General features: G+C 74.3%; 23 protein-coding genes and 1 pseudogene. 11 read left to right on the forward strand and 13 right to left on the reverse strand.

All coding sequences use genetic code 11. The features are described from left to right. Positions 1-5 precede the first annotated feature (5 nt). Complete coding sequence (locus IF27_RS28785) at positions 6-593, reverse strand: GNAT family N-acetyltransferase (protein ID WP_052852790.1); 588 nt, start codon at positions 591-593, stop codon at positions 6-8. A 175-nt stretch (positions 594-768) separates the two neighbouring features. Between IF27_RS28785 and IF27_RS28790 the strand changes: the two genes are divergently transcribed. After that, positions 769-1,029, forward strand: a complete 261-nt coding sequence (locus IF27_RS28790; RefSeq protein ID WP_052852791.1) for a chaplin — start codon at positions 769-771, stop codon at positions 1,027-1,029. Positions 1,030-1,043: 14 nt separating this feature from the next. Here the strand turns inward: IF27_RS28790 and IF27_RS28795 are convergent, their stop codons facing one another. After that, positions 1,044-4,241, reverse strand: a complete 3,198-nt coding sequence (locus IF27_RS28795; RefSeq protein WP_052852830.1) for an amidohydrolase family protein — start codon at positions 4,239-4,241, stop codon at positions 1,044-1,046. Between the two features lie 404 nt (positions 4,242-4,645). On the opposite strand from IF27_RS28795, the gene IF27_RS28800 reads away from it, so the two are divergent. Beyond that, entirely contained in the window at positions 4,646-5,476 is an 831-nt protein-coding gene (locus tag IF27_RS28800) for a hypothetical protein (protein ID WP_052852792.1), read from the forward strand. A 120-nt stretch (positions 5,477-5,596) separates the two neighbouring features. Continuing rightward, positions 5,597-6,229, forward strand: a complete 633-nt coding sequence (locus IF27_RS28805) for a DUF2269 domain-containing protein (protein ID WP_338058227.1) — start codon at positions 5,597-5,599, stop codon at positions 6,227-6,229. Here the strand turns inward: IF27_RS28805 and IF27_RS28810 are convergent. From IF27_RS28810 to IF27_RS28830, 5 genes are all read right to left on the reverse strand, one after another. Beyond that, positions 6,223-6,972, reverse strand: a complete 750-nt coding sequence (locus tag IF27_RS28810) for a transglycosylase SLT domain-containing protein (RefSeq protein WP_052852793.1) — start codon at positions 6,970-6,972, stop codon at positions 6,223-6,225. The genes IF27_RS28805 and IF27_RS28810 overlap by 7 nt on opposite strands. Before the next feature lie 341 nt (positions 6,973-7,313). Continuing rightward, a complete protein-coding gene (locus IF27_RS28815) occupies positions 7,314-8,171 on the reverse strand; it encodes a DUF4232 domain-containing protein (protein ID WP_110946328.1) in 858 nt (285 codons plus the stop codon). Continuing rightward, positions 8,155-8,679 (reverse strand): RNA polymerase sigma factor, encoded by a 525-nt coding sequence (locus tag IF27_RS28820; RefSeq protein ID WP_052852795.1) that lies wholly within the window; start codon positions 8,677-8,679, stop codon positions 8,155-8,157. Before IF27_RS28820 ends, IF27_RS28815 begins: the two co-directional genes overlap by 17 nt. 59 nt (positions 8,680-8,738) lie before the next feature. Then, complete coding sequence (locus IF27_RS28825; protein WP_052852796.1) at positions 8,739-10,037, reverse strand: polysaccharide deacetylase family protein; 1,299 nt, start codon at positions 10,035-10,037, stop codon at positions 8,739-8,741. A 146-nt stretch (positions 10,038-10,183) separates the two neighbouring features. Next, positions 10,184-10,780 (reverse strand): TetR/AcrR family transcriptional regulator, encoded by a 597-nt coding sequence (locus IF27_RS28830; protein ID WP_052852797.1) that lies wholly within the window; start codon positions 10,778-10,780, stop codon positions 10,184-10,186. 80 nt (positions 10,781-10,860) lie between these two features. Between IF27_RS28830 and IF27_RS28835 the strand changes: the two genes are divergently transcribed. Both IF27_RS28835 and IF27_RS28840 read left to right on the forward strand, forming a co-directional pair. Continuing rightward, positions 10,861-11,100, forward strand: a complete 240-nt coding sequence (locus IF27_RS28835; protein WP_052852798.1) for a hypothetical protein — start codon at positions 10,861-10,863, stop codon at positions 11,098-11,100. A gap of 202 nt (positions 11,101-11,302) precedes the next feature. Further along, positions 11,303-12,364, forward strand: coding sequence for an N-acetylmuramoyl-L-alanine amidase (locus IF27_RS28840; protein ID WP_420822061.1), 1,062 nt, complete (start codon positions 11,303-11,305; stop codon positions 12,362-12,364). Between the two features lie 60 nt (positions 12,365-12,424). Here IF27_RS28840 and IF27_RS28845 read toward each other — a convergent pair whose 3' ends face one another. The 3 genes from IF27_RS28845 to IF27_RS28855 all read right to left on the reverse strand — a co-directional run bounded on the left by IF27_RS28845 (position 12,425) and on the right by IF27_RS28855 (position 15,594). Beyond that, positions 12,425-13,900, reverse strand: a complete 1,476-nt coding sequence (locus IF27_RS28845) for a glycoside hydrolase family 16 protein (RefSeq protein ID WP_110946330.1) — start codon at positions 13,898-13,900, stop codon at positions 12,425-12,427. 145 nt (positions 13,901-14,045) lie between these two features. Next, entirely contained in the window at positions 14,046-14,579 is a 534-nt protein-coding gene (locus IF27_RS28850) for a universal stress protein (protein WP_223291249.1), read from the reverse strand. A gap of 4 nt (positions 14,580-14,583) precedes the next feature. Next, positions 14,584-15,594, reverse strand: coding sequence for a DMT family transporter (locus IF27_RS28855; protein WP_110946331.1), 1,011 nt, complete (start codon positions 15,592-15,594; stop codon positions 14,584-14,586). A gap of 109 nt (positions 15,595-15,703) precedes the next feature. Between IF27_RS28855 and IF27_RS28860 the strand changes: the two genes are divergently transcribed. Further along, entirely contained in the window at positions 15,704-16,579 is an 876-nt protein-coding gene (locus tag IF27_RS28860) for a LysR family transcriptional regulator (protein WP_052852800.1), read from the forward strand. An 18-nt stretch (positions 16,580-16,597) separates the two neighbouring features. Here the strand turns inward: IF27_RS28860 and IF27_RS31725 are convergent, their stop codons facing one another. Together IF27_RS31725 and IF27_RS28865 are read right to left on the reverse strand one after the other, a co-directional pair. After that, on the reverse strand, positions 16,598-16,981 hold the full coding sequence (locus IF27_RS31725) for a cellulose binding domain-containing protein (protein ID WP_420822063.1): 384 nt from the start codon (positions 16,979-16,981) through the stop codon (positions 16,598-16,600). Then, positions 16,979-17,938: pseudogene (locus tag IF27_RS28865) on the reverse strand (right-handed parallel beta-helix repeat-containing protein); the annotation flags it as partial. The pseudogene IF27_RS28865 and the gene IF27_RS31725, both read right to left, overlap by 3 nt. 229 nt (positions 17,939-18,167) lie before the next feature. Here IF27_RS28865 and IF27_RS28870 point away from each other — a divergent pair. From IF27_RS28870 to IF27_RS28880, 3 genes are read left to right on the forward strand one after another with little or no spacing between them, the layout of a single operon-like run. After that, positions 18,168-19,514, forward strand: coding sequence for an extracellular solute-binding protein (locus IF27_RS28870; protein ID WP_110946333.1), 1,347 nt, complete (start codon positions 18,168-18,170; stop codon positions 19,512-19,514). 5 nt (positions 19,515-19,519) lie between these two features. Then, positions 19,520-20,446 (forward strand): carbohydrate ABC transporter permease, encoded by a 927-nt coding sequence (locus IF27_RS28875; protein WP_052852802.1) that lies wholly within the window; start codon positions 19,520-19,522, stop codon positions 20,444-20,446. Between the two features lie 5 nt (positions 20,447-20,451). Next, entirely contained in the window at positions 20,452-21,327 is an 876-nt protein-coding gene (locus IF27_RS28880) for a carbohydrate ABC transporter permease (protein ID WP_110946334.1), read from the forward strand. 55 nt (positions 21,328-21,382) lie between these two features. Here the strand turns inward: IF27_RS28880 and IF27_RS28885 are convergent, their stop codons facing one another. Then, the gene (locus tag IF27_RS28885) at positions 21,383-22,291 is read right to left on the reverse strand and encodes a UTP--glucose-1-phosphate uridylyltransferase (protein WP_052852803.1); all 909 of its coding nucleotides are present in this window, start codon (positions 22,289-22,291) and stop codon (positions 21,383-21,385) included. 407 nt (positions 22,292-22,698) lie between these two features. Between IF27_RS28885 and IF27_RS28890 the strand changes: the two genes are divergently transcribed. Together IF27_RS28890 and IF27_RS28895 are read left to right on the forward strand one after the other, a co-directional pair. Next, a complete protein-coding gene (locus tag IF27_RS28890) occupies positions 22,699-23,394 on the forward strand; it encodes a FadR/GntR family transcriptional regulator (protein WP_052852804.1) in 696 nt (231 codons plus the stop codon). Further along, positions 23,387-24,160 (forward strand): creatininase family protein, encoded by a 774-nt coding sequence (locus IF27_RS28895; RefSeq protein WP_052852805.1) that lies wholly within the window; start codon positions 23,387-23,389, stop codon positions 24,158-24,160. The genes IF27_RS28890 and IF27_RS28895 overlap by 8 nt, the downstream gene beginning before the upstream one ends. Positions 24,161-24,248: the final 88 nt, after the last annotated feature.

Raw genomic sequence — 24,248 nt, forward strand, 5'->3', positions numbered from 1 at the left:
CGCGCTCAGACCTGCGCGTGCCGCACGTGGAGGTGGCCGTCGCGTGGATGGTCGGGTGGCGCGGCGGGGAGCACGCCGCGCAGCGCGTAGCCGCACTTCTCCGCGACGGCGCACGACGCCGCGTTGTCCTCCTGGTGCAGCAGCTCAAGGCGTTCGAGACCGGCCGGGCCGAAGGTGGCGAAGGCCCAGCCGGTCAGCGCGGTGAGCGCGCGCGGTGCCACGCCGAAGCCGCGCGCGGCGGGCACCGTCCAGTAGCCCACCTCGGCCGAACGTGCCCCGCCGACCGCCCCCTTGAGGACGACGTTCCCCAGCACACGCTCGCCCACCACCCCGTCCGCGCGGTCACGCGCGCCCGGCGCGGGGCCGACCACGGCGAAGGCGAGACGGTCCCCGTCCGCCCAGCCCTGGCGCTGTCTGCCCAGCCAACGGGCGGCCTCCGCCTCGTCGTCCACCCAGGACGTCAGCCAGCGGCGCATGGCCCGGTCCTCGAACGCCGCGAGCACGGCGGGCATGTCGGACTCCAGCCACGGTCGCAGGGTCAGGGCCGGTCCTGAGACCGACTCCTCGGTACGCAGGACGACGGTGCTGGTCACGCGTGAATCCTAGGAGCACACCGGGCGGACGCCGCTTCCGGGGGGCGCGGCCCGGGAGACCGGGCGGACCACGCCCCCGGAAGGAGCAATCCCCGCCGCAGCGCGCGTCCCAGGGTCAGATGAACCCCGGGTGGCGCCCCGTCACCCTCCCCTCATCGCCAAGGAGCGACGCCCCATGCGTATCCGTACCGCCTTCACCGCCGCCGCCCTCTCCGCCGTCGCCGTGCTCGGTGCGGCCGTTCCCGCCGCCGCCGACGCCGACGCGAAGGGCACCGCGGTCGGTTCGCCCGGCGTCCTCTCCGGCAACGTCGTGCAGATCCCGATCAGCATCCCGGTCAACGTCTGCGGCAACAGCGTGAACATCCTGGCCCTCCTCAACCCGGCCGCCGGGAACGTCTGCATCAACGACGTCGATCACCACGGCAAGAAGAAGTAACGCGGCGCGCGCCCTCAGAGGGCGCCGTCACAGCAGCCGTCCCGCCGCATCCGGCGCCCTGCATCCAGCCAGTGCTCCGCGTGCGGCGACGGCCCGTCCTCCGCGACCGCGCCCTCGAACGCGGCCGTCAGCTCAGCCTGTTCGAAGACGTGCCCGCCCCGCAGCACCGTGACGGTGCGCACGAGCGAGGCGAAGTCGGTGAACGGATCACCGTCGATCACCGTCAGGTCGGCGAGCTTGCCCGCCTCCAGCGTCCCCAGCTCGTCCTCCAGCCCGAAGACGCGGGCCGGGAGCGACGTGGCCGTACGCAGCACCTCGGCCGTGGGGAGCCCGGCCCGGTGCAGCGCCCGCAGCGCCAGGTGCAGATGCAGGCCCACCGGCACGAGCGGCTGATCGGTCCCCACCGCCACCAGCCCGCCCCCGGCCAGCACCCGCCGGTACACGGCCGTCTCCGTGTCGAGCGCCGCCAACTCCCCGTCCGTCGGCGGGCGCGCCGCCTGCTGCCGCACCAGCGGCACGTCCCAGGGCGGCATCAGGACCGTGACCCGGGGATCGTCCGCCAGGGCCGGGTCACTGCCCAGCAGCGGGTACGCCGTGAACGGCGTCGCGACGAGGTGGAAGTCCGTCCCCGTGTAGACCTCCTCCACGTCCTGCCCGGCGCGCCCGGTGCCGGACGTGGCGTGCCCGTACTCGGCGCGCTGCGTGGCCTGAAGGTGTGTCGTCAGGTCCTGCCCGCTGTGGATTCCCGCCGCGCAGTAGTGGCTGCCCGCCCGCACCCCCAGCCGTTCGTGCGCGTAGGCCCTCGCCTCGTCCATGAGCCACAGGGGCGCGCGCACGTAGGTCTTGACGAAGTCCCAGTCGAGCCCGGACGCCCGCTCCAGCGACCTCCGTACCCCGTCGCGTGTCCGGTGGGCCCGGCCCATGCTGTAGCCCACCCGTCCGCCGTCGAGCAGTTCGCCCGTCGCGAGCAGCCGGGGCCCCGCCAGCTCACCGGCGGCCACCGCTTCGCGCAGCCGCGCCTGCTCGTACGCGAAACCGCCGAGCGAGACGGCGGTGGTGATGCCGTACGCGAGCTGGAGCGCCGTCTGCCGTCCGCCGTACGTGCTCTGCCAGGGATGCGTGTGTGCGTCCCAGAGCCCCGGCAGCACAGTTCTGCCGGACGCGTCCACCCGGCGGTCGGCCCGCCGACCCGCGCGGTGCGGCTCGATCGCGGTGATCCGTCCGTCGCGCACGACGATGTCCACGTCGCGCCTGACGCCCGCGCCGGTCCCGTCCCAGACGCGGCCCGCGTGCACCACCGTGTCGGCGGCGCGGGGGCGTCGGTAGGACAGATCGACGGGCACGGTGACCGGCGCCGAGCCGTCCACCCCGATCCGCCGCAGTCGTCCGGCCGACAGGTACAGCAGCGTGCGGGAGTCCCCTGACCAGGAGGGGTGGTCGGCCGCCTCGGACGTGAGCCTGCGCGGGGGGCCGGTGGGGGTGCCGTCCGCTGCGACGGGGAGCAGCCACAGCGCCGACTCCGCGATGACCGCCATCCACCGGCCGTCGGGGGACCACACGGGGCCCGAGTCGTAGCGGTCGGACAGCGAGGTGTGGGGCGCGACGGCGTGCAGGACGGCCGTGCCGTCCGTCGTGTCCACGACGCGGATGAGGTTGTAGCCCTCGCGGAAGCGCTGGTTGATCCTGTTCCGGTCGCACAGCGCGACGTACCTGCCGTCGGGCGACCAGCTGGGGCGTCCCGGCAGGCCGCCGCCCGCCAGCGGCGCGGCGAGGGTCCGTTCGGAACCCTCGTCGAGATCACGGACGACCAGGTCGCCCGCCATCGTGAGGGCTGCGAGACGTCGGCCGTCGGGCGAGAGCGCGGGGAAGACGCGCCCGCCGGTGGCGAGCACGGTCTCGGCGCCCGTGCGCAGGGTGCGGCGGCGCACCGCGTACAGCCCGTCGCGGTCGTCCGCGAACACCAGGCTTTTGCCGTCGGGCGCCCAGGTGGGGGCGAGGACGTAGCGCGTCGGGTCTGCTCCCAGGACGCGTCGCGGGCGGGCGCTGCCGTCCACGGGCGCGGTCCACAGCGCGTTGAGCGCGGCGAACGCGACCTGCCGTCCGTCCGGCGACAGGGCGGGCATGTGGAGACTGCGCACGCGGTGACGGCCGCCGTCGTCGAGGGAGTGGCGCTTGGCGCGGTAGCGGTCGCGCCGTACGGGCAGCGCCGCCGTGAACGGGATCTCCTCCCCTGCGTCAGACGTGCCGGGGCGGACGATGCGGAACTGGCCGTCCACCGTCAGCAGCAGCTCGTCGCCCGAGACCCAACGCACGGGCACCGGGTGGATGTCGCCGTCCACCGGGACGGGGGCGCCGTCCACCACGAGGGTGCAGGACGCGCCGGGTTGCGGAGTTGTGCGCAGGTATGCGAGGCGCCCCTCGGGGGAGAGCGAGGGCACCATGATCTGGCCTGCGTCCGGGGCGGTGTGCTCCGTCGTGACGGCGCCGGTGCCGTCCGCCCGCACCGAGGCGACCGTCCGCGCGCGCAGCTCCCCTGGCGTGCCGACCGCCGCGCGGACGAACAGGATCCGCCGCCCGTCCGGTGACCAGGTGGGGTCGAAGTCCTCCCAGGCGCCGTCCTGGAGCGGGCCTTCCTGGTCCGGGAGCCCGGTGAGCCGGGTGAGGGCGCCGGAGCGGACGTCGAGCGTCCAGACGCGGTAGGGGGCGCCCGTCACCGGGTCGCCGTCGCGTTCTGAGGAGAACGCGATCCGCGTGCCGTCCGGGGACCAGCTGGGGGCGCGGTCGTCCCAGGGGCCCTCGGTGAGCTGGCGGAGACCCGTGCCGTCCGCGTGGAGGGTGAAGAGGTGGTAGCCGCCGTCGCGGTAGGCGGTGACGGCGAGGGTCCGTCCGTCGGGGGAGAAGTGGGGGCGCCCCGGTTCCAGGTCGGAGGGGGTCAGCGCGGTGGCCGCGCCACCTGCGCGCGGGACGGACCACAGGACGCCCTGGATCTCCGCCACGAGCCTGTCGCCCGCGGGGGAGAGGGTCGCGGCGCCGTTGGTCGCGGCGGTGAAGGTCAGCGTCGCGGTACGAGACGCGGTACGTGCGGTCGTGGCGGCGGTGGCGGAGGTCACCGGGGCGAGGGCGGCGGCGCCGGACGCCGTCGCGGTCGCCTGGAGGAAGACGCGGCGGGTGAGGCCCGGGGACCCGGTACCTTCCCCGTCGTCCGGCGGCACGGGGCCGAGGGCTGAGGGCGTGATGGGGTTCACGGCACGGCACCCTAGGGGGCGCGCGCGGCGCGCCGGACCCCCACGGGGAGTGCGCCACCGGCGCGCGCATCGGCAGAACGCGCCGTCCCGAAGCGGCACTTACCGGGCGCGCGTGCACATGGCGACACCGTGCCGGGGGCGCCGCACCACACGGGGCAACACTGCTGCCACGACAATGTCACGCGCCCCGGCACGCGGACGCCCAGGGGGCCGCGACGAGACGCGGGCGACTCCCCGGCGGCTCCCCGCGGCCCCCTGATCCGGCTCCTCCACCGCGCGCACTACGGTGGCGTGATGACGCAACGACCCAGGTCATCCACGCCGGACGCCGCCCGGGCCCGCCACGGTGGCCCGCCCACGGGGGCCGCCCGGTGAGCCGCGAGGCGATCGGCGTCGCGAGCCGCTACCTGTCCGCCGCCGACCTGCTCCTGCCGCGCCGGATCACCGGCTTCTGGCTCGTCGGTTCCGCGGCACTCGGCGGCTGGCGCCCCCGGCGCAGCGACACCGACTTCATCGCCGCGACGGACGGCCCGCTGGACGCCCGCGACCTGCGCAGGCTGCGCGCCCTCCACCTGGCGGGCAACGCGTTCCCCGCCGGTTCCGCGCTCCTGCACGCGCGGCCCACCGTCCCCGGCACGGTGAACGGCGCCTACGTCAGCGCCGACGACCTCGCCAGGCCGGTCACCACCATCCGGCCGCTCGCCTCCCACGTCGGCACGGCCTTCCGCCCCGGGTACGGCTCCGACGTCAACCCGGTGGTGTGGAAGGTCCTCGCCGAGCGCGCCATCACCCTGCGCGGCCCGGCGCCCTACCTCCTCGACCTCGACCCCGAGCCGTCCCGCCTGCGGCCCTGGACCCTGGCCAACCTGCGTGAGCACTGGGGCTCCTGGGCCCGCCGTGCCCTCAACGGCAAGCCGCCGCCCGCACCGCTGCTGCGGGCCGAGATCACCACGGGCACGCTCGGCCCGCTACGCCTGCACCGCACGGTCGCGACGGGCGAGGTCGTGACCAAGGAGACGGCTGGGCGCCACGGGCTCGACCTCTTCCCGCCGCACCGGCAGGCCCTGATCCACGCCGCGCTGGCGCACCGCGACGGCGCCACGCCGCCCGCGTCCCCGCGGCTCCTGCGACTGACAGGCGAGTTCGCCCTCGAAGTCATCGCCGACGCCGAGCGGATCGCGGCGCGGGACGGGATCGGGTGACGGTGCCGCGCCGAGCGGCGCCGTGTCCGGCCCGCCGCGCCCCGTGTACTCCGGCGCGCGTACGGACGGATACTCCCGCTGTGGGACGACCGGCGCGGCTCTTCACGAGACGGTGGAGCCATGTCACCACTGCCGCGCCCCGCCCGCCGGGGCCTCCTCGTCGCCCATGTCGTGTCGTCGGTCGGCTGGCTCGGGCTCACGCTGTGCCTGCTGGTGCTGGCCGTCGCGGGAGCCACCGGGGACCAGGACCGCGCGGAGGCCGCCCACCGCTCCATGGGGACGTTCACCGACTGGCTGCTCATACCGCTCGCCGTGTCGGCCGTCCTCACCGGCGTCGCCCTGTCGCTCGGCACCCACTGGGGGCTGCTGCGCCACCGCTGGGTCGCGGTCAAGCTCTGGAGCACGCTGGCGGCGGCCGGGGCGTCCGTGCTCGTCTTCAGGAGAACGGTCGAGGAGGCCGCGGCCCATGCCGCGGCGGGCATACCCGTGGACGACACGGCGGGCCTGCTCGCCCCGCCGCTCGTCTCCCTGACGCTGTACGTGTTCCTCACCGCCGTCTCCTACGTGAAGCCGTGGGGCCTCACCCGGCGCGGGCGGCGCCTGCGGGAGCGCGAGCGCTGGATACGCACGACGCGGCGGCGGGTCCTCGTCGCCGGAGGCCCGCCGCCGCGGCCCGGCGGTGACCGGGCGGAGCGTGAGGGGGAGGGGGAGCATCAGGCGGCGGGACGCGCTCGCCTCGCGCCGGGTCAGTAGGCGCTGTTGACGTTGTCCATCGAGCCGTAGCGGTCGGCCGCGTAGTTGCAGGCGGCGACGATGTTGGCGACCGGGTCGTACAGGTCGTACGGCGTGCCCTCGACGTGGTAGCGGTCGAAGGTCGGCTGGATGACCTGGAGGAGCCCCTTGGACGGCACACCGTTCTGGGCGTTGATGTCCCAGTTGTTGATCGCGTTCGGGTCGCCGCTGGACTCGCGGATGATGTTGCGGTGGATGCCCTCGTAGGAGCCGGGTATGCCGTGCTCCTTCATGATGGCCATCGCCTCACGGATCCAGCCGTCCAGGTTGTCCGGGTAGGTCACCTCGGCGGGCTTCGACTCCGGCGCGGCCTTGGCCTCGGCCTCGGGGGCGCTCTCCGGGGCGGCCTCGGGCTGCGCCTCCGGAGCGGCTTCCGGCGCGCTCTCGGGCTGGGTCTCCGGCGCGGTGGCCGCGACCGTCTCCGGTGTCTTCGCGGCCGGGCTCCGCTCGGGGGCGATGTCCAGGAGGTGCTGCTGTCCGCCGAGCGTGTCGCTCACCGTCGTGGCGTTCTCGCCGGGAGCGGCGCTGAGGAACGCCATCGGGGCGTCGGTCTGTGTCGCCACGCGCGCCGCCGACTCGGCGGCGGACGCGTGTGCCGGGACGAGGGCGACGGTCAGGGCCGCGGCGCCGGCGGTGACGACACCGGCGAGGGACGCCTTGCGGTTCCACGTCCGGCGCGTGCCGGTGGTGCGGGTCGCGGTCAAGAGTGGTACCTCGTTCGCAGAGAGGGCGGTAAACGTCGCGAATGCGGACGAGCGGCCATTCTCAGCAGGTGTTCCGAAGCCCGACAAGCACGGGACCTACGAGCCTTTTTCGTAGGCGAAAGTCCCGGTCCCAGGGCTCTGCTCCGGCGTCAGTCGAGTGATTGCGACCGCGAACTACTATCCCCGATCGTATGTGACCCGGGTCACGTGGCCCGGCTCACACGGCGGGCGGCCGGGGCGCACACCACGTCGCCCCCGCGACACTCACTGTCACGGGGGCCGCGGGGAGAGGCGTGGCTGCGCCCTGCTCGGGCTGTGTTCAGGCCAGGGTCAGGTTGTGGTCAGGTCGTCGCTTCCGCGCGCACCGGGGTCACGGAGAGCAGGGAGACGCCCTCGTCGGCGCAGCCGGTCAGGCCCTCGTCCGGCAGGTACAGGGCCGACCGCTCGTCCGGCGGGTAGACGCGCAGGCCGCGCGCCGGAGTGGGGTCGCAGTCCTCGGCCGGGTGGTTCGCGGCCTGCGTCACGCGCAGGTCGGCGAGGGCCGAGGCGCCCGGCGCCAGGGCGACGGCGGTGGGCGCGCCGCCCGTCTCCTCCCGCTCGGCGGCGGCGCCGATCTGCTCGCCGTCGTCGCCGGTCACCAGGGAGACGCCGGGGAAGCCCGTCATCACGCAGGCGGCCTCGCCCGTGTTGGTGAGGCGGAGCGTCAGGTACACCGACCCCGCCGCGCCCTCCGACGCGGCGATGTCGAGGCCGAGCCGGTCGCTCGCGCAGGCCGCCGCGCCGTCGTCCTCGGCGGACGGGTCGGCCGTGGGGGAGCCCGTGGGCGCGCTCCGCTCCGGGGACGGCTCGGCCGAGGGCGAGTCCGCCGGGGGCACCGGCCGCTCCGTCGCCGACTCGCTCGTCAGGGAGTCCTCCGGCGCGGGGACGGACGAGCGGGACACCGGCGGCGCGCTCACCGGCGGGTCCCCGTCGGGCCGCGACAGCGAGACGACGGTCGTCGCCCCGGCCAGGCACAGCACGGTGACCGCCCCGGCGGCGACCACCCGGCGGCGCCTGCGCGCCGCGGCCCGGCGCCGCACCGCCGCGAAGCTCCCCGCCGGAGGCGGCAGCGGCGTCACGGGTGCCGAGAAGGCATCGACCAGCTCGGAAGGCTCCTGCCGCCCGCCCGGCGCACCGGACGGGTCATGTGGTGATGTCATGAGGTCCCCTCAACGCGCTCCGCAGCCGTTGCCTGGCCTTGTACAGGTCGCTCTTGACGGTGCCGGGACGGCGCCGCAGCACCGCCGCGATCTCGTCCACCGGCAGCCCGGCGTAGTAGTGCAGCAGGACGGTCACCCGCTGGCGGTCCGGCAGGGACTCCACGAGGGCCCGGACGCCGAGCCCCTGGTCGGCGGCCGGTGCGTGCTCCCGCGCCACGTCCAGGTCACGCGCGGCGCGCCGCTCGCGGTCCCGTCCGCGCCAGTGGTCCTTGACCAGGTTGGCGGCCACGCTGAAGAGGTACGACTCCGGCCGCTCGACGGCCGACCAGCGGGACCACAGGCGGGTGAACGCCTCGGAGGCTATGTCGTGGGCCACTTCGTCGGAGTCCACCAGCCCGCGGCACCAGCCGGCCAGCCGCGGGTAGAAGTCCTCGAACAGCGCCTCGGCCGCCCGTTCGCCGCCTCCACCTCCGGCTTCGCCGCCGCCTCGACCGCTCCCGCCCTGCACCCGTTCCGTCCTCACAGCCGGTCCGTCCCCTGCCCTCGCGTCCGCGAGGAGCGCGCGCGTCATGCCGTCACCACGGCCTCCCAGCCGCCCGGCGGGACCTGCCCGACACCGAGGGCGCGCAGATTGGCCAGGACACCGGGGTCCTGGACGTCCAGCCAGTCGCACAGCTGCCGGAAGGAGACGAAGCGCACCTCGTCCTCGCCCGCCATGTGCCGCAGGGCGTCCTCGACGGCGTCCATGTACACGCCGCCGTTCCACTGCTCGAAGTGGTTGCCCACGAACAGCGGAGCGCGGTTGGAAGTGTAGGCGCGTTCGAATCCGCCGACGAGCGCCCCCCGCGCCTCCTCCCGCCAGGTGGCGAACCGGGACGGATCGCCCTGCGTCGTGTCGCCCGACTGGTTGGCCAGCATGCTGTAGTCCATCGACAGGACCTCGAAGCCGTGGCCGGGGAACGGCAGCGACTGCAACGGCAGGTCCCACAGACCTTCCCGCCGCTCGGGCCACTGCTGGAGCCCGCCCGGCGAGCTGGCGTCGTACCGCCAGCCCAGCTCGGCGGCCACCGGCAGCAGCGTCTCCTGCCCCATGAGGCCGGGCGTCCGGCCGCCGGTCAGCTCCCGCTCGTGGTCGAACGGCAGCGGCGGCACGTCGTCGCCGAGGCCGGTGTTGGTCCGCCACTCGGCGACGAACGCCTTGGCCTGCGCGATCTCGCTGCGCCAGTCGTCCGCGCTCCAGTGGGCCACCGAGCCGTCACCGCCCAGGAAGTGGCCGTTGAAGTGGGTGCCGATCTCGTGACCCTCCAGCCAGGCCGCCCGCAGCTGCTCCAGCGTGTCCCGTATGTGGGCGTCCGAGAGGTAGCCGATGTCGGACGCGCCCCTCGGGTTGCGCGGCGGCCTGTACCGGTCGCGCCGCGACTCGGGCAACAGGTAGAGGCCCGACAGGAAGAACGTCATCGACGCGCCGATGTCGTCGGCCACGCCCCTGAACCGTTCGAACAGGCCGTCGTCGAGGGCCCCCGCGCCGTCCCAGGAGACGACGACGAACTGCGGCGGCCGTTCGCCGTGCGTCAGGCGGCGGGCCTCCGGCTGGTGGGGCTGGGGCCCGGTGTCGGCGGTGGAACCGTCGCCTATCAGCCGGGGGTTCTCCAGGCTCGGCGGTGGTGGCTCCTCGGGAGCGGCGGGCCCGCCTCCCGTGCCCGGCTCCGGCGGGCGCCGCCCGCCTGCCGCGCCGATGTCGCCCAGCGCCGAGCCACGCGCCGGGCGGGTCGCGCCCCACGCGACGCCCGCCGCCGTCAGGGCGAGGAGACTCCGGCGGCCCACGACGCCCTGCTTCTCCGCTCGTCCGTGCTGGTTGTCGCGCACTGGGGGCCCACTTTCCTGTCGAACGGCACCGCTCCCGACACGTCATGGACCGTGAAGCGTGGGGCTGGGTTGTCACCGTTGTGCAACAAGAAGGGGGCGATACGTGGGCGGTCGTGCGCAGGGGCCGTGTGCGGGCCGGTGCGGGGTCAGCGGCCGGACAGTGCCGCGTCCAGCAGCAGGACGGCCGCCGCCCGCGCGGACACCGCAGCCCGGCGCTCACCGGCGATCGACGCGCTCACGACGGCGCCCTCGTGGAGGCTGAGCAGTTGCACCGCGAGGTCGTCGGGGTCGGCGGCGCCCGCCTCGGTCAGCAGCCGGTGGAACAGTTCGCGCAGCCACTTCTTCTCGGCCACGACGACCTTCCGGCCCGGGTGCTCGGGCTCGGGCAGCTCGGCGAAGGCGTTGATGAAGCTGCACCCGCGGTCCGACTCCGCGAGCCAGCCCGGCAGGACGTCGAACGGCACCAGGACGCGGGCGGCCGGGTCGTCCCCGACCTCGTCGAGGCGCGCCGCCACCTGGTCGCGCCAGCGCCGGTCCCGCTTCTCCAGGTAGGCGACGAGGAGGCCGTCCTTCGAGCCGAACCGGTCGTAGAGCGTCCGCTTGGTCACGCCGGACTCGGCCGCGATGGTGTCCACGCCGACCGCGTGGATGCCGCGCCGGTAGAACAGGTCGGACGCGACGTCGAGGATGCGCCGCGCGCCCGGAGTCAGACGCTCGCCTCCGCCCGTGGTGGCAGCGGTCATGCCGAGCACCCCCTTGCATTCACAGATCTGTATACCTAGCATCGAATCAACTTCACAGATCAGTATAGTCGGAGGTCTCGATGGGACAGGTGTCGCCGCTGTTCAGGTCGCTGCTCGGGTTCGCGCGGGCCGTCGGGCACGGGGTGAACGCCGGGAACGCCATCCGGCACGGGCGTCGGCCGGGCCCCGCGTCCACCGCGGCGACCGCGGCGCGGGACGAGGCGCAGCCGTCCGTCCCCCCGGCCGTCGCGCCGGGCCCGCTGCGCCGCGACCGGACGTACCGCGTCCAGGGCGACGCCCGCGTCCGTGACGGCTCCTGAGCGCGCCCGGGTGCGTCCGATCGGTGGGCCGCGGCCGACCCCCGGCACGCCTCGTTGACATGGGCATGCAGCGGCCCTGAGGGTGGACCCGGCGCGGCGCCCACCCCCACGCGGCGCCGCTCGTCCCCGGCGCGCGCCCCCGGCGTCCGCCTTCACCGATCGGAGCCTCATGTCCGGACGATCTGCCCATGGACGCCTGCGCATGATCCCCCTGGCCGCCGCCCTCGCCTCCCTCCTCGCCGCGGCGACACCCCTGGCCGCCACCGCCGCCCCGGCGGACGCCGCGTCCGTCAACGACGCGTTCGCCGCGGCGGCAGAGACGTACGGCGTACCGCGCGACCTGCTGGTCGCGGTCGGCTACGGCGAGACGCGCCTCGACGACCACGACGGCCTCCCCAGCCACCTGCGCGGCTACGGCGTCATGCACCTGGTGGACAACCCCGCGCACCGGACCCTGGAGACGGCCGCGGCCGTCACCGGCCTGCCCGCCGACCGGCTCCGCCAGGAAACCCCCGCCAACATCCTCGGCGCCGCCGCCGTCCTGCGCTCCGCCGCCGACGCGGCGGGACTGACCGACGACGAACGGCGCGACCTCGCCGCCTGGTACCCCCTCGTCGCCGAGTACGGCGGGGCGAGCGCCGACTCCGCCGCCCGCCTCTACGCCGACACCGTCTACGGCCTGCTGCGCGACGGCGTCAGCGTCCGCGTCGAGGGCGGCGAGACCGTCACCACGACGCCGCACGCCGTCCGCCCCGACCGCGGCCGGTACGCCGACGCGGCGCCCGGCGCGCGGAGCGAGGACTATCCGCCCGCCCGCTGGGTCCCGGCGCACAGCGAGAACTACCGGGCGGGCCGCACCCAGGAGATCAGCGCCGTCGTCGTCCACGTCACCCAGGGCTCGTACGCGGGCTCGATCAGCTGGTTCCAGAACCCGGACTCCGAGGTCAGCTCCCACTACGTGATCCGCTCGTCGGACGGCGAGGTCACGCAGATGGTGCGGGACGCCGACACCGCCTGGCACGCGAAGGCGGGCAACGCGTACAGCGTCGGCATCGAGCACGAGGGCTGGGTGGACGACCCGGCGTGGTTCACCGACGTGATGTACCGCTCCTCGGCCGCCCTCACGCGCTACCTGGCGGACCGCCACGGCATCCCGACCGACCGCGAGCACATCGTCGGCCACGTCGAGGTGCCGGGCAACGACCACACCGACCCGGGGCCCAACTGGGACTGGGACTTCTACATGTCCCTCGTGAACGGCTGACGCGTGGCCGTGCCGCCGCCCGTCACGCCTGGCGCGGCGGACGGCGGCACGGCGCGTGGATCAGTTGTACGGGATGGTGACGACGGACTGGTTGCCGACGCCCACGGTGCTCGGGCCGTTCCCGATGGCGTTCCACACCTCGACGCGCACCCGCCCGTTCACCAGGTTGCCGTGGCTCCCGGTGGACGCGCGCAGCCCGGCGGCCTGGGTGTAGTGCTCGTAGCCGGGCACCGGGTCGGTGGCGAAGTAGTGGTACGTCTCGGTGCGGTCCCAACTGCCGTCGGACGTCCGGTCGTACGAGATCCGGACCTGCTGCCCGTTGCCGACCGCCGTGCCCGAGTCGGCGAACAGGTCGAACGTCGTCGCGCCGCCGGTCCACTCGCCGTTCACCCCCGAGGCGGTGAACGTCTGCGGCTGGTTCGGCGTGCCGTCGTGGTTCGCGCCGCCCGCCGAGGCCACCGTCGCGCTGCCCGCCGTGCTCCCCGCCGCGCCGAGGGCGCCGCCCGTGCCCAGGTGGAGCCGGGGCGACCCGGGCGGGTCCGGCGGGTCGCTGGGGCCACCGCCGCCGCCCCGCGTCCAGACCGCGACGTAGTCCACGACCATCGGCCGCCCCGGCACGGTGGCCGGGGTCGGGGTGGCGCGGCCCGCGACGCCGTCGGGGAACCCGCCGCCCATCGCGACGTTCAGCAGGATGAAGTACCCGGCGTGGTCCGTCATGTTGGCCCAGGTCGTGGCGTCGAACTGGCTCTGCGTGACGGTGTGGAAGAGCTGGTCGTCCACGTACCAGCGCAGCGCGTTGGGCGTGACCGAGCGGTCCCACTCGAAGCTGTACGTGTGGAACGCCGACTGGCACGAGGCGCCGGGGCAGGGGCGGCTGGCGCCGATGCCGTTCGTCTCGTTGCAGGGGCCGCCGGGGCTGACGCCGCAGTGCAGCACGCCCCAGACGGAGTTGATGCCGTTGACGTTCTCCATCACGTCGAACTCGCCGATGGCGGGCCAGTTCCAGTAGTTGCCCCGGTACGGCGACCCGAGCGCCCAGAAGGCGGACCAGTAGCCGAGCGCGGCCTCGCCCGTGACGTTGGGCATCTGGAGGCGGCTCTCGATGCGCAGCACGCCGCCCGCCGGGGCCTTGAAGTCGGCGCGCTGCGTCTCGATACGGGCCGACGTCCAGTTGCCCGCCGGGTCGCGCAGCGGCGTGATCCTGAGGTTGCCGTTGCCGTCCTGGCTCAGGTTGGCGGGGGAGTTCGTGTAGTTCTGGATCTCACCCGTGCCCCAGTTCGGGGGGCCGCCCGGGTAGCCGTGGCCCGTGTCGATCCGCCAGTTGGCGGCGGAGGGCAGGGAGCCGGACGCGCCGGTGAAGTCGTCGCTCCACTGGAGCGCCCAGCCGGGACGGGACGGGACGGCGCCGCTCGCCGGGGTGGACAGCAGCGCCGCGAGGACGCCTGCCAGGGCCACGACGGTGGTGAGCAGGGTGCGGGCCGCCGGTCGCGGCCCGAATCTTCGTGCGCGCGGGAGTGCCGCGCGGGATGCGGTCATGGGGGAACGCCTTCCTGGACGGTGGAGGAACGGCCGGGCCTGTCCAGGGCCCGGCCGTTCCCGAGGTGAGAGCGCTCTCATCCAGGGTTGTAAGCGCGACGGCCGCGGCCGTCAATCCATGGCGCGCGTGTTGGCGCGAAGGTGCTCAGCGCGGCGTACGCGGCCCCGGCAGGAAGCCCTCCCGCCACGCGCTCCGGCGGCCGAGGCGCCGCAGCGCGTCCAGGTCGTCGTGCAGCGGCGCGTGCGGCACGGCCAGCACCGGGCAGGGGGCGTGTTCCAGGCAGTAGCGGGTGGCCGAGGTGCCCAGCACCCGCCGCCACGGTCCGCGCCGCCCGGCGCCGACGACGAGCAGGTCGTCGGGCCGGTGGGCGAGCGAGACCAGCGCGGCGCCGACCGGTCCCTCGATCACCACCGCCTCCACCGGCACCCCGACGCGTGCCTCGCCGAACGCCGTCCGCAGCGCCTCCCGCAGGCGGTCGCGCGCGGCGAGCCGGTGGTCGTCCGCCAGGGACGGGGAGGTCGGCCGCCGCAGCCCGCCGGGCGGCAGGGACCACGCCAGGGCCGTCACCAGGGACGCGCCACGGCGCCGTGCCTCCTCGACGGCCCGGTGCAGCGCCGTCATGCTGCCGAGCGATCCGTTGACACCCACCACCACGCGCTGCCCGTCGGTCCGGTGCACGCGCTCACCTCCGTCGTTCCGGGCGACTTCTCTCGTCCCGCTCCTGTCCCGTTCCGTCCGGTATACCCCTTGACGCGTGCTCCGTGCCGCCCGCCCCCGCCCCCCGGCCTGCGCGCGGCAGCCGCAGCCGCCCCTGGCCGACGAGCACGGCGAGGACGACGACCAGCCCACCGGCCACCTCCCGCAAGGCCAGTTCCTCCCCGAGCACCAGCACGCCGAGGACGACTCCGCCCACCGGTGTCAGATAGGTCACAGTGGACGCGACGGTGGCACCCCAGGCGTCGATCACGCGGGCGTACCAGATGTACGCGACGCCCGTGCTCACCGCGCCCAGGGCCAGCATGCTCAGCGTGATGCCCGGCGTGAGCGACAGCGGCCCGACGGCGACGAACGGCGCCAGGAGCAGGGCCAGCAGCGCGCCCGCGCCGATCTGCCCGGCCGTCACGGTCACCGCGTCGTAGGGCGTGCGCCGCAGGAAGCGGCGGGTCTGGACGAAGCCGATGCCGTAGCAGACGGTTCCGGCCAGGCAGGCGAGTTGGGCCGTCAGCGCCCGCCCGCCGCCCAGGTCTCCGGCCGACTGCCACGGCCCGGCGACGAGCACGACCCCGGCCGCCGCAGTGAGGAAGGCGGCGGTCTTCGTCCTGGTGAGCCGTTCCTCGGGGAGCAGGATCAGCGCCACCAGCATCGTGGCCACCGGCGTGGCCGCGTTGAAGATGCTGGACAGCCCGGAGGGGAGGTCCTGCGCGGCCCAGGTGAAGAGCAGGAACGGCGCGACGCACAGCACGGCCCCCATCGCGGTCAGCTCGGCCCACACCCGCACCCCGCGCGGCCACGTCCGGCCGGTGACGGCCATGACGACGGCCAGCGTCGCGGCGCCGAGGGCGAGGCGCCCGACGACGACCTGTCCCGGCAGCAGGCCGCCCACGGCGACCTTGATGAACAGGAAGCTCGCGCTCCAGGCGGCTGCCGCCCCCAGGTAACCGGCGCCGAGCGCGCCCTTCCCACCCCGGCCCATGCCCGCTCCCGTCCGTGCCGTCCCACGCCCCGTTCCGCGGTCCCGAGCCTGGACTAGGCTGGCATCATGCGGCAAACACATGATGCGCATAAAAGGATGAGCTGACCTCATGGCCGTCACGCTCCGGCAGATCGACGTCTTCCTCGCCGTCGTGGACCACGGCGGGTTCAGCGCCGCAGCCGACCAGCTCGGCATGAGCCAGTCCGCCGTGTCCCACACCGTCGCCGCGCTGGAACGCGAGGTCCGCACGCCCGTGGTGCAGCGCGGCCCCGCCGTCGCCCCCACGGCCTTCGGGGACGCCCTGCTCGCCCACGCGCGCGCCGTGCAGGCGGCGGCACGCGCGCTGGAGGCGCGGGTCTCCGGCCTGCACACGAGCGCGGCGACGGGCACCGTACGGCTCGCGGCGGCCCCCACCGCCGCCCACCGCCTCGTCCCCGGCCTCCTGCGGCACTGGAAGGCCGGGCTGCCCGGCCTGGACGTGCGCCTGTTCGAGGGCACGGACGCCGAGCTGGCCGACTGGCTGCGCACCGGCGCGGTGGACGCCGCCGTCCTCATCGACCCGGGGCAGCGCCACCCCGAGGCCGTCGAGCTGGCACGCGACGACTTCCGCGCCGTGCTCCGCCGCGACCACCCGCTCGCCGCGGAGCCGGTGATCCGCCTCCCCGACCTCCTCGACGACCCGCTGCTCGTCTCGGCCGGTGGCTGCGAGCCGCAGATCACGGCGCTCCACGCGGAGGCCGACGTGCCCTACCGCCCCGCCCAGCGCGTGCACACGATCGGCACGCTGCTCGGGATGGTGGAGGCCGGGCTCGGCGTGGCCGTCATGCCGTCGCTCGCCCACACGATGCTGGGCGACGCGCTCGTCATGGTGCCGCTCACGCCGCGCCTCGGCCGGGTCCTCGTGCTCACCGGCCCCGCGCGACGGCCCTGGCACCCGCTGGTCCACCGGCTGTGCGCCACTGCCGCGTCTGCTCCGGCGACCTGACGGCCGGTGCGGCGGACGTCATCCGGCGGCGCACACCGTGGCGACCGGTCCTGCCTGTGCGGGGCCGTCCCCCGAGTAGCCCACGCTCGCGCTCGCGCCGGGGGCGAGGGCGCCGTTCCACGACGCGTTCGTCACCGTGATACGTGAACCGTCCAGCGTGTACTGGCCGTTCCACAGGCTGGCGAGGCGGCTGGTGCCGAGGTCCCAGGCGACGGTCCAGCCGTCGAGGGGCGCGTCGCCGGTGTTGGTGACGGTGACGGCGGCGTTGAAGCCGCCCGACCAGCTGGAGGTGACCCGGTGGGACGCCGTGCAGCCGCCGTCGGGGCCAGGGCCAGGGCCGGGGTCCGTGGGGTCCGTGGGGTCGGTGGGGTCGGTGGGCCCGGTCGAACCGTCCACCGGCACGCCCGGGTTGGCCAGCCCGTTGCCGCCGGTCACGGTGTTGCCGCTCCCGATGGTGACCGGGCAGTCCTCGGCGTCGTAGTTGGTGACGTTGATGGCGTAACGGTCCGGGCCGCTCGCGCCGGTCAGGTCGGAGTGGTTGTCCCTGAACACCGCGCCGCAGCCCCAGCCGTCCTGCACCTCGTGCGTCTGGAAGCCGTCGTTGGTGGTGCGGGTGCCGGTGTTGCCCTCCACCAGGACGTCGTTGCCCTTGATGTCCACCCACGAGTCGTCGTAGTTGGCGCCGGTGAGCCCGCTGCCGTCGAACGTGTTGCCGATGACGCGGGCGCCCGTCGTGCCCTCCTTGATGTCGATGTTCTCGCCGCCGATGCCGGGGCCCAGGACGTTGTCCTGGATCAGGATGTTGTCGCTGCGGTCGCCGGTGCCGCCCGCGCTGCCGACGTAGACGCCCTCGCCCATCCCGCGGCCGTTCTTCCCGGTGTCGTGGATGTGCGAGCCGGTGAGGGAGCCGTCCGAGCTGGACTCCCGGAAGTGCACGGCCTCCATGTCGAGGTCGTGGACGGTGACGTCGCTGATGTGCACGTGGTCGGCGTCGTCCAGCACGATGCCCTTCTGGCCGCCGGTGACGGTGATGCCGCTGACGTTCCAGTACGACGAGCCGTCGAGGTGGAGGCCGTAGCCGCCGCCCGCGGTCAGGACGGCCGTGGCCGGGCCGGTGAGGGTGACGGGCGCGCCGGGGGCGCCGTCCGCCGTCGCGTCGAAGTTGCCCCGGTACGTGCCGGGGGCGAGGCGGATCGTGTCGCCAGGCGCGGCCGAGGCGAGGGCGTCCTCCAACTCGTCGGCGGTGGTCACCTCGACGACGGCCGCCGCCGCGGAGGGGCTCGTCGCCGAGGCGAGCGGGACGCCCGCGGCCAGCGTCAGGGCCGTGAGCGACGCGGCGGTGACTGTGCGCGTACGCATGGTTCTGTGTCCTCCATGGGGGTCGGACCGGTTCATGCAAGTGAACGCTATTCCCGTCGCTGAACGGGAGTTGAGGGGAAGCTAGGTTCGCCGCACCGCCGAGTCAAGGGGCATGAGGCGAACCTCGGCAATTCCGGCCGTCCCCTTGACGGGTGTCGCCGGGCGCACCTAACGTCCGATGCTCGTTCCTGGTTTTGAATTCCAGTCAGGTATGTGAATCGGAGTCGCGATGAGTACAGTGCGGGGACGCTGGGTCGGCCGTGCCTTGGCACCGGTGACGGCCCTCGTGGTGACGGCCGGTCTGACGGCCTGCGGGGGTGGCGAGGGCGGCTCGGGCGGTGGCGGGGGAGCGCTCCAGGTCTGGGTGCGCGGCGCCGAGGACTCGGCCGCCGCCTACGAGGAGATCTTCGCCGGGTACACCGAGCGGACCGGCGTCGAGGTCGAACTCTTCATGACCCTCACCGACTTCGAGACCAAGCTCAACGCCGCCGCTGCCGCCCGCGACCTGCCCGACGTCGTCATCAACGACGCCGCCCAGCTCGGCACCATGCTCGGCCAGGGCATCATCACCGAGATCGACCGCGACGCCCTCGCGGGCCAGGAGGACGTCAGCGACACCGCGTGGGCGTCCACCACGGACATCGCGGGCGCCACCTACGCCGTGCCGTTCTCCGCCCAGGCCAACGTCCTGCTCGTCCGCACCGACTGGCTGGACGCCGTCGGCATGGAGGCACCGACGACCTGGGACGAACTGCTCGCCGTCGGCCGCGCGTTCACCACCGAGGACCCGGACGGCAACGGGCAGGACGACACCTACGGCATGGCGGTCCCCGGCTCGACGGAACGCGGCTACCTCGCCTGGAACTGGGCGACCTACCTGGCGCAGGCGGGCGGTTCCTTCCTCGAACCGGTCCCCGGCGGCGACGGCGCCTACGTCTCCGGCGCCGGGTCCGACGCGGCCGTCGCGTCGGCCGACCTCCTCACCCGCATGATCTGCGGCGACGCGCCCATGGCCCAGCCCGGCGCGCTCAACCACGTGACCAGCGCCACCAACACCGCCTTCCAGACGGGCGTGACCGGCATGTACCTCACCGGCCCGTACGCCTACGCGACCACCGACGCCACCGAGATCGAGGGCCTCTACACCGCCGTCGCCCCGCCCGCGGGCCCCGCGGGCGCGGGCAGCCTGGCCGAGGGGACCTCCCTGTACGCCATGGCGGGCTCCGACCACGCCGACGCGTTCCCCGGCTTCGCCGAGTACATGATCTCGGCCGAGGCGCAGGAGACGGGGATGATCGGCGTCGGCTCCGCCACGGTCGTCCGCCTCCCCGTCAACACCACGGTGGACGTCGCCGAGGTCCGCGCGGGCGACGAGCGCTGGGAGCTGGCCAGGCGCGTCTACGAGGAGAACGGCGTCTACGAACCGGTCGCCGTCCCCAACTGGGGCGCGTACCGCGCCGCCGCGGCCGAGACGCTGAACAGCCTCGCCGCCGACTGCGGCGACACCGCCGCTGCCATGGCCGAGCTGGACGCCACCTTCACCGGCATGCTCGGCGACGCGGGCATCGGCGGCTGACGCCGATGGCCGTCCTCACCAAGCGGCGCGAGACGGCCCCGGCGCGGACGGCGGCCCGCCGCCCGCGCCGGCTCGCCCGCGCGGCCGGTCCGTGGCTCTGGCTGGCGCCGCTGCTGCTCCTCTTCGGCTTCTTCAAGTTCTGGCCGACCCTGTGGGGCATGTACCTCAGCTTCTTCGAGGTCCGCCCCTACCTGGGCAACACCTGGACCGGCTGGGAGAACTTCGCACAGGCCCTCGGCGACGACGCGTTCCGCTCCGCCGTCGCGCACACCGTCATCGACGCCGCCGTCACCGTCACCCTCTCGGCAGGCATCGGCTTCGCCCTCGCGCTGCTGCTGGAGGGCCCGGCCCGACACCTCCGGCTGCTGCGCACGGCGGTCTTCCTGCCCGTCGTCACCGCCATGGTGGCCGTCGTGGAGCTGTGGAACACCCTGCTGTACCCCGGCGCGCACGGGCCGCTGAACTCGCTGCTCGGACTCGTCGGCCTCGGGCCCCTGCCGTTCCTGTCCGACCCGGACAGCTCCCTCGCCTCGGTCATGCTCGTCCAGATCTGGAAGAGCGCCCCCTACGACATGGTCATCTTCGTCGCCGGGCTCGCCGCCATCGACCGCCAGCTGTACGAGGCGGCGGCCCTCGACGGCGCGAGCGCCTGGCAGCGGATGCGCCATGTCACGCTGCCGCAGCTGCGCCCCGTCACGACGATCGTGCTCACCCTCGGCGTCATCCGCGGCCTGCGCGTCTTCACCGAGATCTACGTCCTGACCGGCGGCGGTCCCGCCGGATCGACGGAGACCGTCGTCACCTACACCTACAAGGCCGGTATCCAGAACAACCAGCTGGGCATGGCCTCCGCCGTCTCCACCGTCCTCTTCCTCGTCACGGTGGTCCTGACCTGCCTCACCCTGTGGTGGCGCAGAAGAAGGGAGGACTGACCGCCATGGCCGCTCCGACCACCGCGCTCGGCCTGCGGATGCCCGCCGGGCGCGGCGCCCGCGCCGCCGTCCGGGCGCTGCTGTACGCGCTCGTGCTCGCCGTGTTCGTCCTGCCGCTGTGGACCATGGTCGCCACGGTCTTCAGCGGCGTCCCCCTGCGCCTGGGCGAACTCGCCGTTCTCCCGCGCGAGTTCACCTTCGACAACCTGAGCACCGCGTTCGGCTACGGCGTCGGGCGCGGGCTGCTCAACTCGGCCGTCGTCACCGGCGTCGGGCTCTTCCTCCAGCTGACGGTGAGCGCCTTCGCCGCCTACGCGCTGGCCCGCAAGAAGTTCAGGGGCCAGGCCCTGGTGCTGCTGGCGGTGCTCTCCACGATGATGATGCCGGAGGAGGTCATCGCGATCCCGCTCTACCTGGTCCTCGGCGAACTGCCCGACCCGCTCGGCGGCGGCACCCTGCTCAACTCGTACGCCGGGCTCGTCCTCCCCGTCGTCGGCTGGGCGCTGCCCGTCTACGTCCTCACCGGCTTCATGCGGACGATCCCGCTGGAGCTCGAAGAATCGGCCAGGGCCGACGGCGCGGGCGACTTCCGGATCTTCGCGCAGATCGTCCTGCCGCTGTGCCGCCCGGCGCTCGGCACCTGCGCGGTCTTCGGCTTCCTGATGATCTGGGACCAGTACCTCCTGCCGCTGCTCGTCGCCCAGACCCCGGACATGTACACGCTCACGCTGGTCGTGACCAACCTGTCGGCCAGCCAGGAACAGGGCGTCGGCGTGCGGATGGCCGCCTCGCTGATGCTGATGATCCCCAGCGTCCTGGTCTACCTCGGGCTCCAGCGGCTGTTCGAGAGCGGCCTGCTCAGCGGCTCCCTGAAGGGCTGATCCGGCGCGGCCGGGTGACCGGCCGCGCCGTGCCGCCGCGCGGGCGGCCACCGGGTCAGACGGACGACGCCGTGCCGTCGAGGTCACGCGCCAGCCCGCGCAGCAGCGGCCCGTACTCCGGGTGCGCCAGCGCGGACGCCATCTGCGCGACGAGGTAGTCGGCGGGGTTGCCCGTGTCGTACCAGCGCCCGGAGATCACCTGCCCGTACACGGCGCGGCTCGCCGCGTACGCGTTGATGGCGTCGGTCAGGTAGATCTCGCCGCTGCGGTGCTCGTGCCAGCGCGCCGTCTGCTCGCGCAGCTCCTCGATGATCCCCGCCGTGACGACGTAGCCGCCGATCGCCGCGAACGCGGAAGGGGCCTGCTCCGGCTCCGGCTTCTCGACGAGACCGGTGATCCGCAGCAGCCCGTCGCCGAGGTCCTCCTTCACCAGCGGCACGCCGTAGCGCCGCGAGTCGCCCGGCTCCATGGGCATCAGCGCCAGCACCGGGCAGCCGGTCGCCTCGTACGCGCGGATCAGCTGCTGCGCCCGCGGCACCTCGGCCACGAACACGTCGTCGGGCCACAGGACGAGCATCGGCTCGTCCCCCGCCAGCCGCGCCGCGTTCAGCACCGGCGTGCCGTTGCCGTAGGGGCCGTGCTGGTCGAGATAGGTGATGTGGCCCGCTCTGGCCAGGTCCGCGACCTCCTCGACGGCCTGCGCGTACGCCGTCTTGCCGTCGGCGCGCAGCCGCTCCACGAGGGCGGGGTTGGGGCGGAAGTGCTCCTGGATCAGGGACTTCCCGCCGGAGACGACGATGGTGATGTCCGTGACACCGGACGCCACCAGTTCACGCACCGTGTGCTCGATCACCGGCTTGTCACCGACCGGCAGCATCTCCTTGGGGGTCGCCTTGGTCAGCGGCAGCAGGCGCGAACCGAGCCCGGCGGCAGGGATGACGGCCCTGCGGATCGTCGGCGGCATGGGTTTCTCTCTCGGTCGAACGGGACGCCGCACCGGGCCGGTACGGCGGCTACGGCGGCCCGGCGCCGTGCACCGCGCGCGTACCGGTCCGCCGTGAGCCCGAACATACCGTCAGCTCCGGGAGCACTTCCTCCCGGTGTCCGCCGCGCGCGCCCGCCGTTGCCGTGCCCCTGTTCGAGCGGGGCCCGGTCGTGGGACGCCGCGGCGCCCGTCCGGCCCCGGAATGTGACGCCCGTCACGCGCCGCGCGTCCCGTGGGGCCGTCCCGGGCGCCTCCAGGCGGCGAACGCGCCGCCGCCGCACGGCCGTTCCCCCCGCCGTGCGGGGCGTGCGGCCCCTCCCGGGCTCCGCCGGTAAGTGCCGTCACAGGTGTTGACGCCACCGCGCCCCGACTGATCTAGTCACTTTATGACTTCTGGTGAGCAGTCCCTGTCGGCCCGCCTGGCCGACGACATCGTGGACATCATCCGGGCCCAGCACCTCGGGCCGGGGGACGTGCTGGCCTCCTCCCGCGAACTCGCGCGCCACTTCGACGTCACGACGCCGACCGTCCGCGAGGCCCTGCGCCGCCTGGAGGCCACCGGTGTGGTCGAGTTCCGCCACGGCTCGGGGACCTACGTCGGCCCCGGCATCGACCGGCGCGTGCTCGCCAACCCGCACCTGCCCCGCAGCAACCGACGCTCCGTGCTCGAACTGGTCGATGCCCGCCTGGTCGTCGAGCCCGCCATCGCGGCGGTGGCGGCACGCGTGCGCACCCCCGAGGCCGTCGCGCACCTCCACGCCACCACAGGGAACGCGCTGCACCCCCCGCGCCGCGCACCGGCGAGATCCGCCACCTTCCACGTCGCCCTCGCCGCGGCCTCGGGCAACCCCCTGCTGCGCGAGACCGTCGAGGCCCTGCTCCAGGTCCGCGCCCGCGAACAGGTCGAGATCCGCCACCGGTACAACGACCGCGCCCGCGACCACGCCGAACACCTGGAGATCTACGCGGCCGTCCGCGACGGCGACCCCGCCGCCGCCGAGGACCTCACCCGCCGCCACCTGGCCGCCATCCGCGAGGCCATCGAGACCGCCGCGTTCCCCGAGGACATCCCCCATGAGTGACCACCACGGACACCACCTCGCCCGCATGACCACCGAGGAGGCCGCCGCCGCCGTACGGTCGAGCCCGGTCGTCATCCTCCCCGCGGGCGCCTTCGAACAGCACGGCCCCGGCCTCCCGCTGGCGACCGACACCCTGCGCGCCGAACACGTCGCCGCCGAGGCGGCCACGGCCCTCGGCGGCCTCGCGGTCGTCGGCCCCGCCCTGCCCGTCGGCGTCTCGCCGCACCACCTCGCGTTCAGCGGCACCGTCACCCTCACCACCACGACCTTCGCCGCCGTCACCCGCGAGTACACGCACAGCCTGTACCGCCACGGCTGGCGCAAGATCCTCGTCCTCACCGGACACGGTGGCAACGGCCCGGCCCTCGCCACCGTCGCCCAGGACCTCCTCACCACCCACGAGGACCTCCAGTTCGCCTGGACCCCTCTCACCCCGCTCGCCGCGCACGTCGTCGCCGCGATGGGCGTCAGCGAGGTCCACGGCCACAGCGGCGAGGCCGAGACGGCGCAGATGCTCCACGTCGCGCCCGACCTCGTCCACACCGCGCGCCTCACCCCCGGCAGCACGGCCACCGCCGCGCTCGACCCCCTGGCCCGGCTGTCACGGCGGCCAGGCCACCCCTCCCTGACGGTCCGCTACGACCGGCTCAGCCTCAACGGCGTCCTCGGCGACCCCACCACCGCGACCGCCGACCAGGGCCGGGCCGTCATCGACGCCGCGGTCAGCCGGCTGACCACCTACATCACCGACTGGACGGCCGTCTGACACAGCCACCGCACGCCCCACCCACCCCGCACCTGTCTCTTATACACATCTCCGAGCCCACGAGACCGAGGCTGATCTCGTATGCCGT

The organism is Streptomyces avicenniae (assembly GCF_000719135.1).
GTDB lineage: Bacteria > Actinomycetota > Actinomycetes > Streptomycetales > Streptomycetaceae > Streptomyces > Streptomyces avicenniae.

Coding starts and splice junctions, on each gene's coding strand:
- IF27_RS28895 (WP_052852805.1), top strand. CDS start 23,387: ATGAGTGACCACCACGGACACCACCTCGCCCGCATGACCACCGAGGAG.
- IF27_RS28790 (WP_052852791.1), top strand. CDS start 769: ATGCGTATCCGTACCGCCTTCACCGCCGCCGCCCTCTCCGCCGTCGCC.
- IF27_RS28890 (WP_052852804.1), top strand. CDS start 22,699: ATGACTTCTGGTGAGCAGTCCCTGTCGGCCCGCCTGGCCGACGACATC.
- IF27_RS28860 (WP_052852800.1), top strand. CDS start 15,704: ATGGCCGTCACGCTCCGGCAGATCGACGTCTTCCTCGCCGTCGTGGAC.
- IF27_RS28835 (WP_052852798.1), top strand. CDS start 10,861: ATGGGACAGGTGTCGCCGCTGTTCAGGTCGCTGCTCGGGTTCGCGCGG.
- IF27_RS28805 (WP_338058227.1), top strand. CDS start 5,597: ATGTCACCACTGCCGCGCCCCGCCCGCCGGGGCCTCCTCGTCGCCCAT.
- IF27_RS28830 (WP_052852797.1), bottom strand. CDS start 10,780: ATGACCGCTGCCACCACGGGCGGAGGCGAGCGTCTGACTCCGGGCGCG.
- IF27_RS28845 (WP_110946330.1), bottom strand. CDS start 13,900: ATGACCGCATCCCGCGCGGCACTCCCGCGCGCACGAAGATTCGGGCCG.
- IF27_RS28855 (WP_110946331.1), bottom strand. CDS start 15,594: ATGGGCCGGGGTGGGAAGGGCGCGCTCGGCGCCGGTTACCTGGGGGCG.
- IF27_RS28875 (WP_052852802.1), top strand. CDS start 19,520: ATGGCCGTCCTCACCAAGCGGCGCGAGACGGCCCCGGCGCGGACGGCG.
- IF27_RS28870 (WP_110946333.1), top strand. CDS start 18,168: ATGAGTACAGTGCGGGGACGCTGGGTCGGCCGTGCCTTGGCACCGGTG.
- IF27_RS28880 (WP_110946334.1), top strand. CDS start 20,452: ATGGCCGCTCCGACCACCGCGCTCGGCCTGCGGATGCCCGCCGGGCGC.
- IF27_RS28840 (WP_420822061.1), top strand. CDS start 11,303: ATGATCCCCCTGGCCGCCGCCCTCGCCTCCCTCCTCGCCGCGGCGACA.
- IF27_RS28815 (WP_110946328.1), bottom strand. CDS start 8,171: ATGACATCACCACATGACCCGTCCGGTGCGCCGGGCGGGCGGCAGGAG.
- IF27_RS28885 (WP_052852803.1), bottom strand. CDS start 22,291: ATGCCGCCGACGATCCGCAGGGCCGTCATCCCTGCCGCCGGGCTCGGT.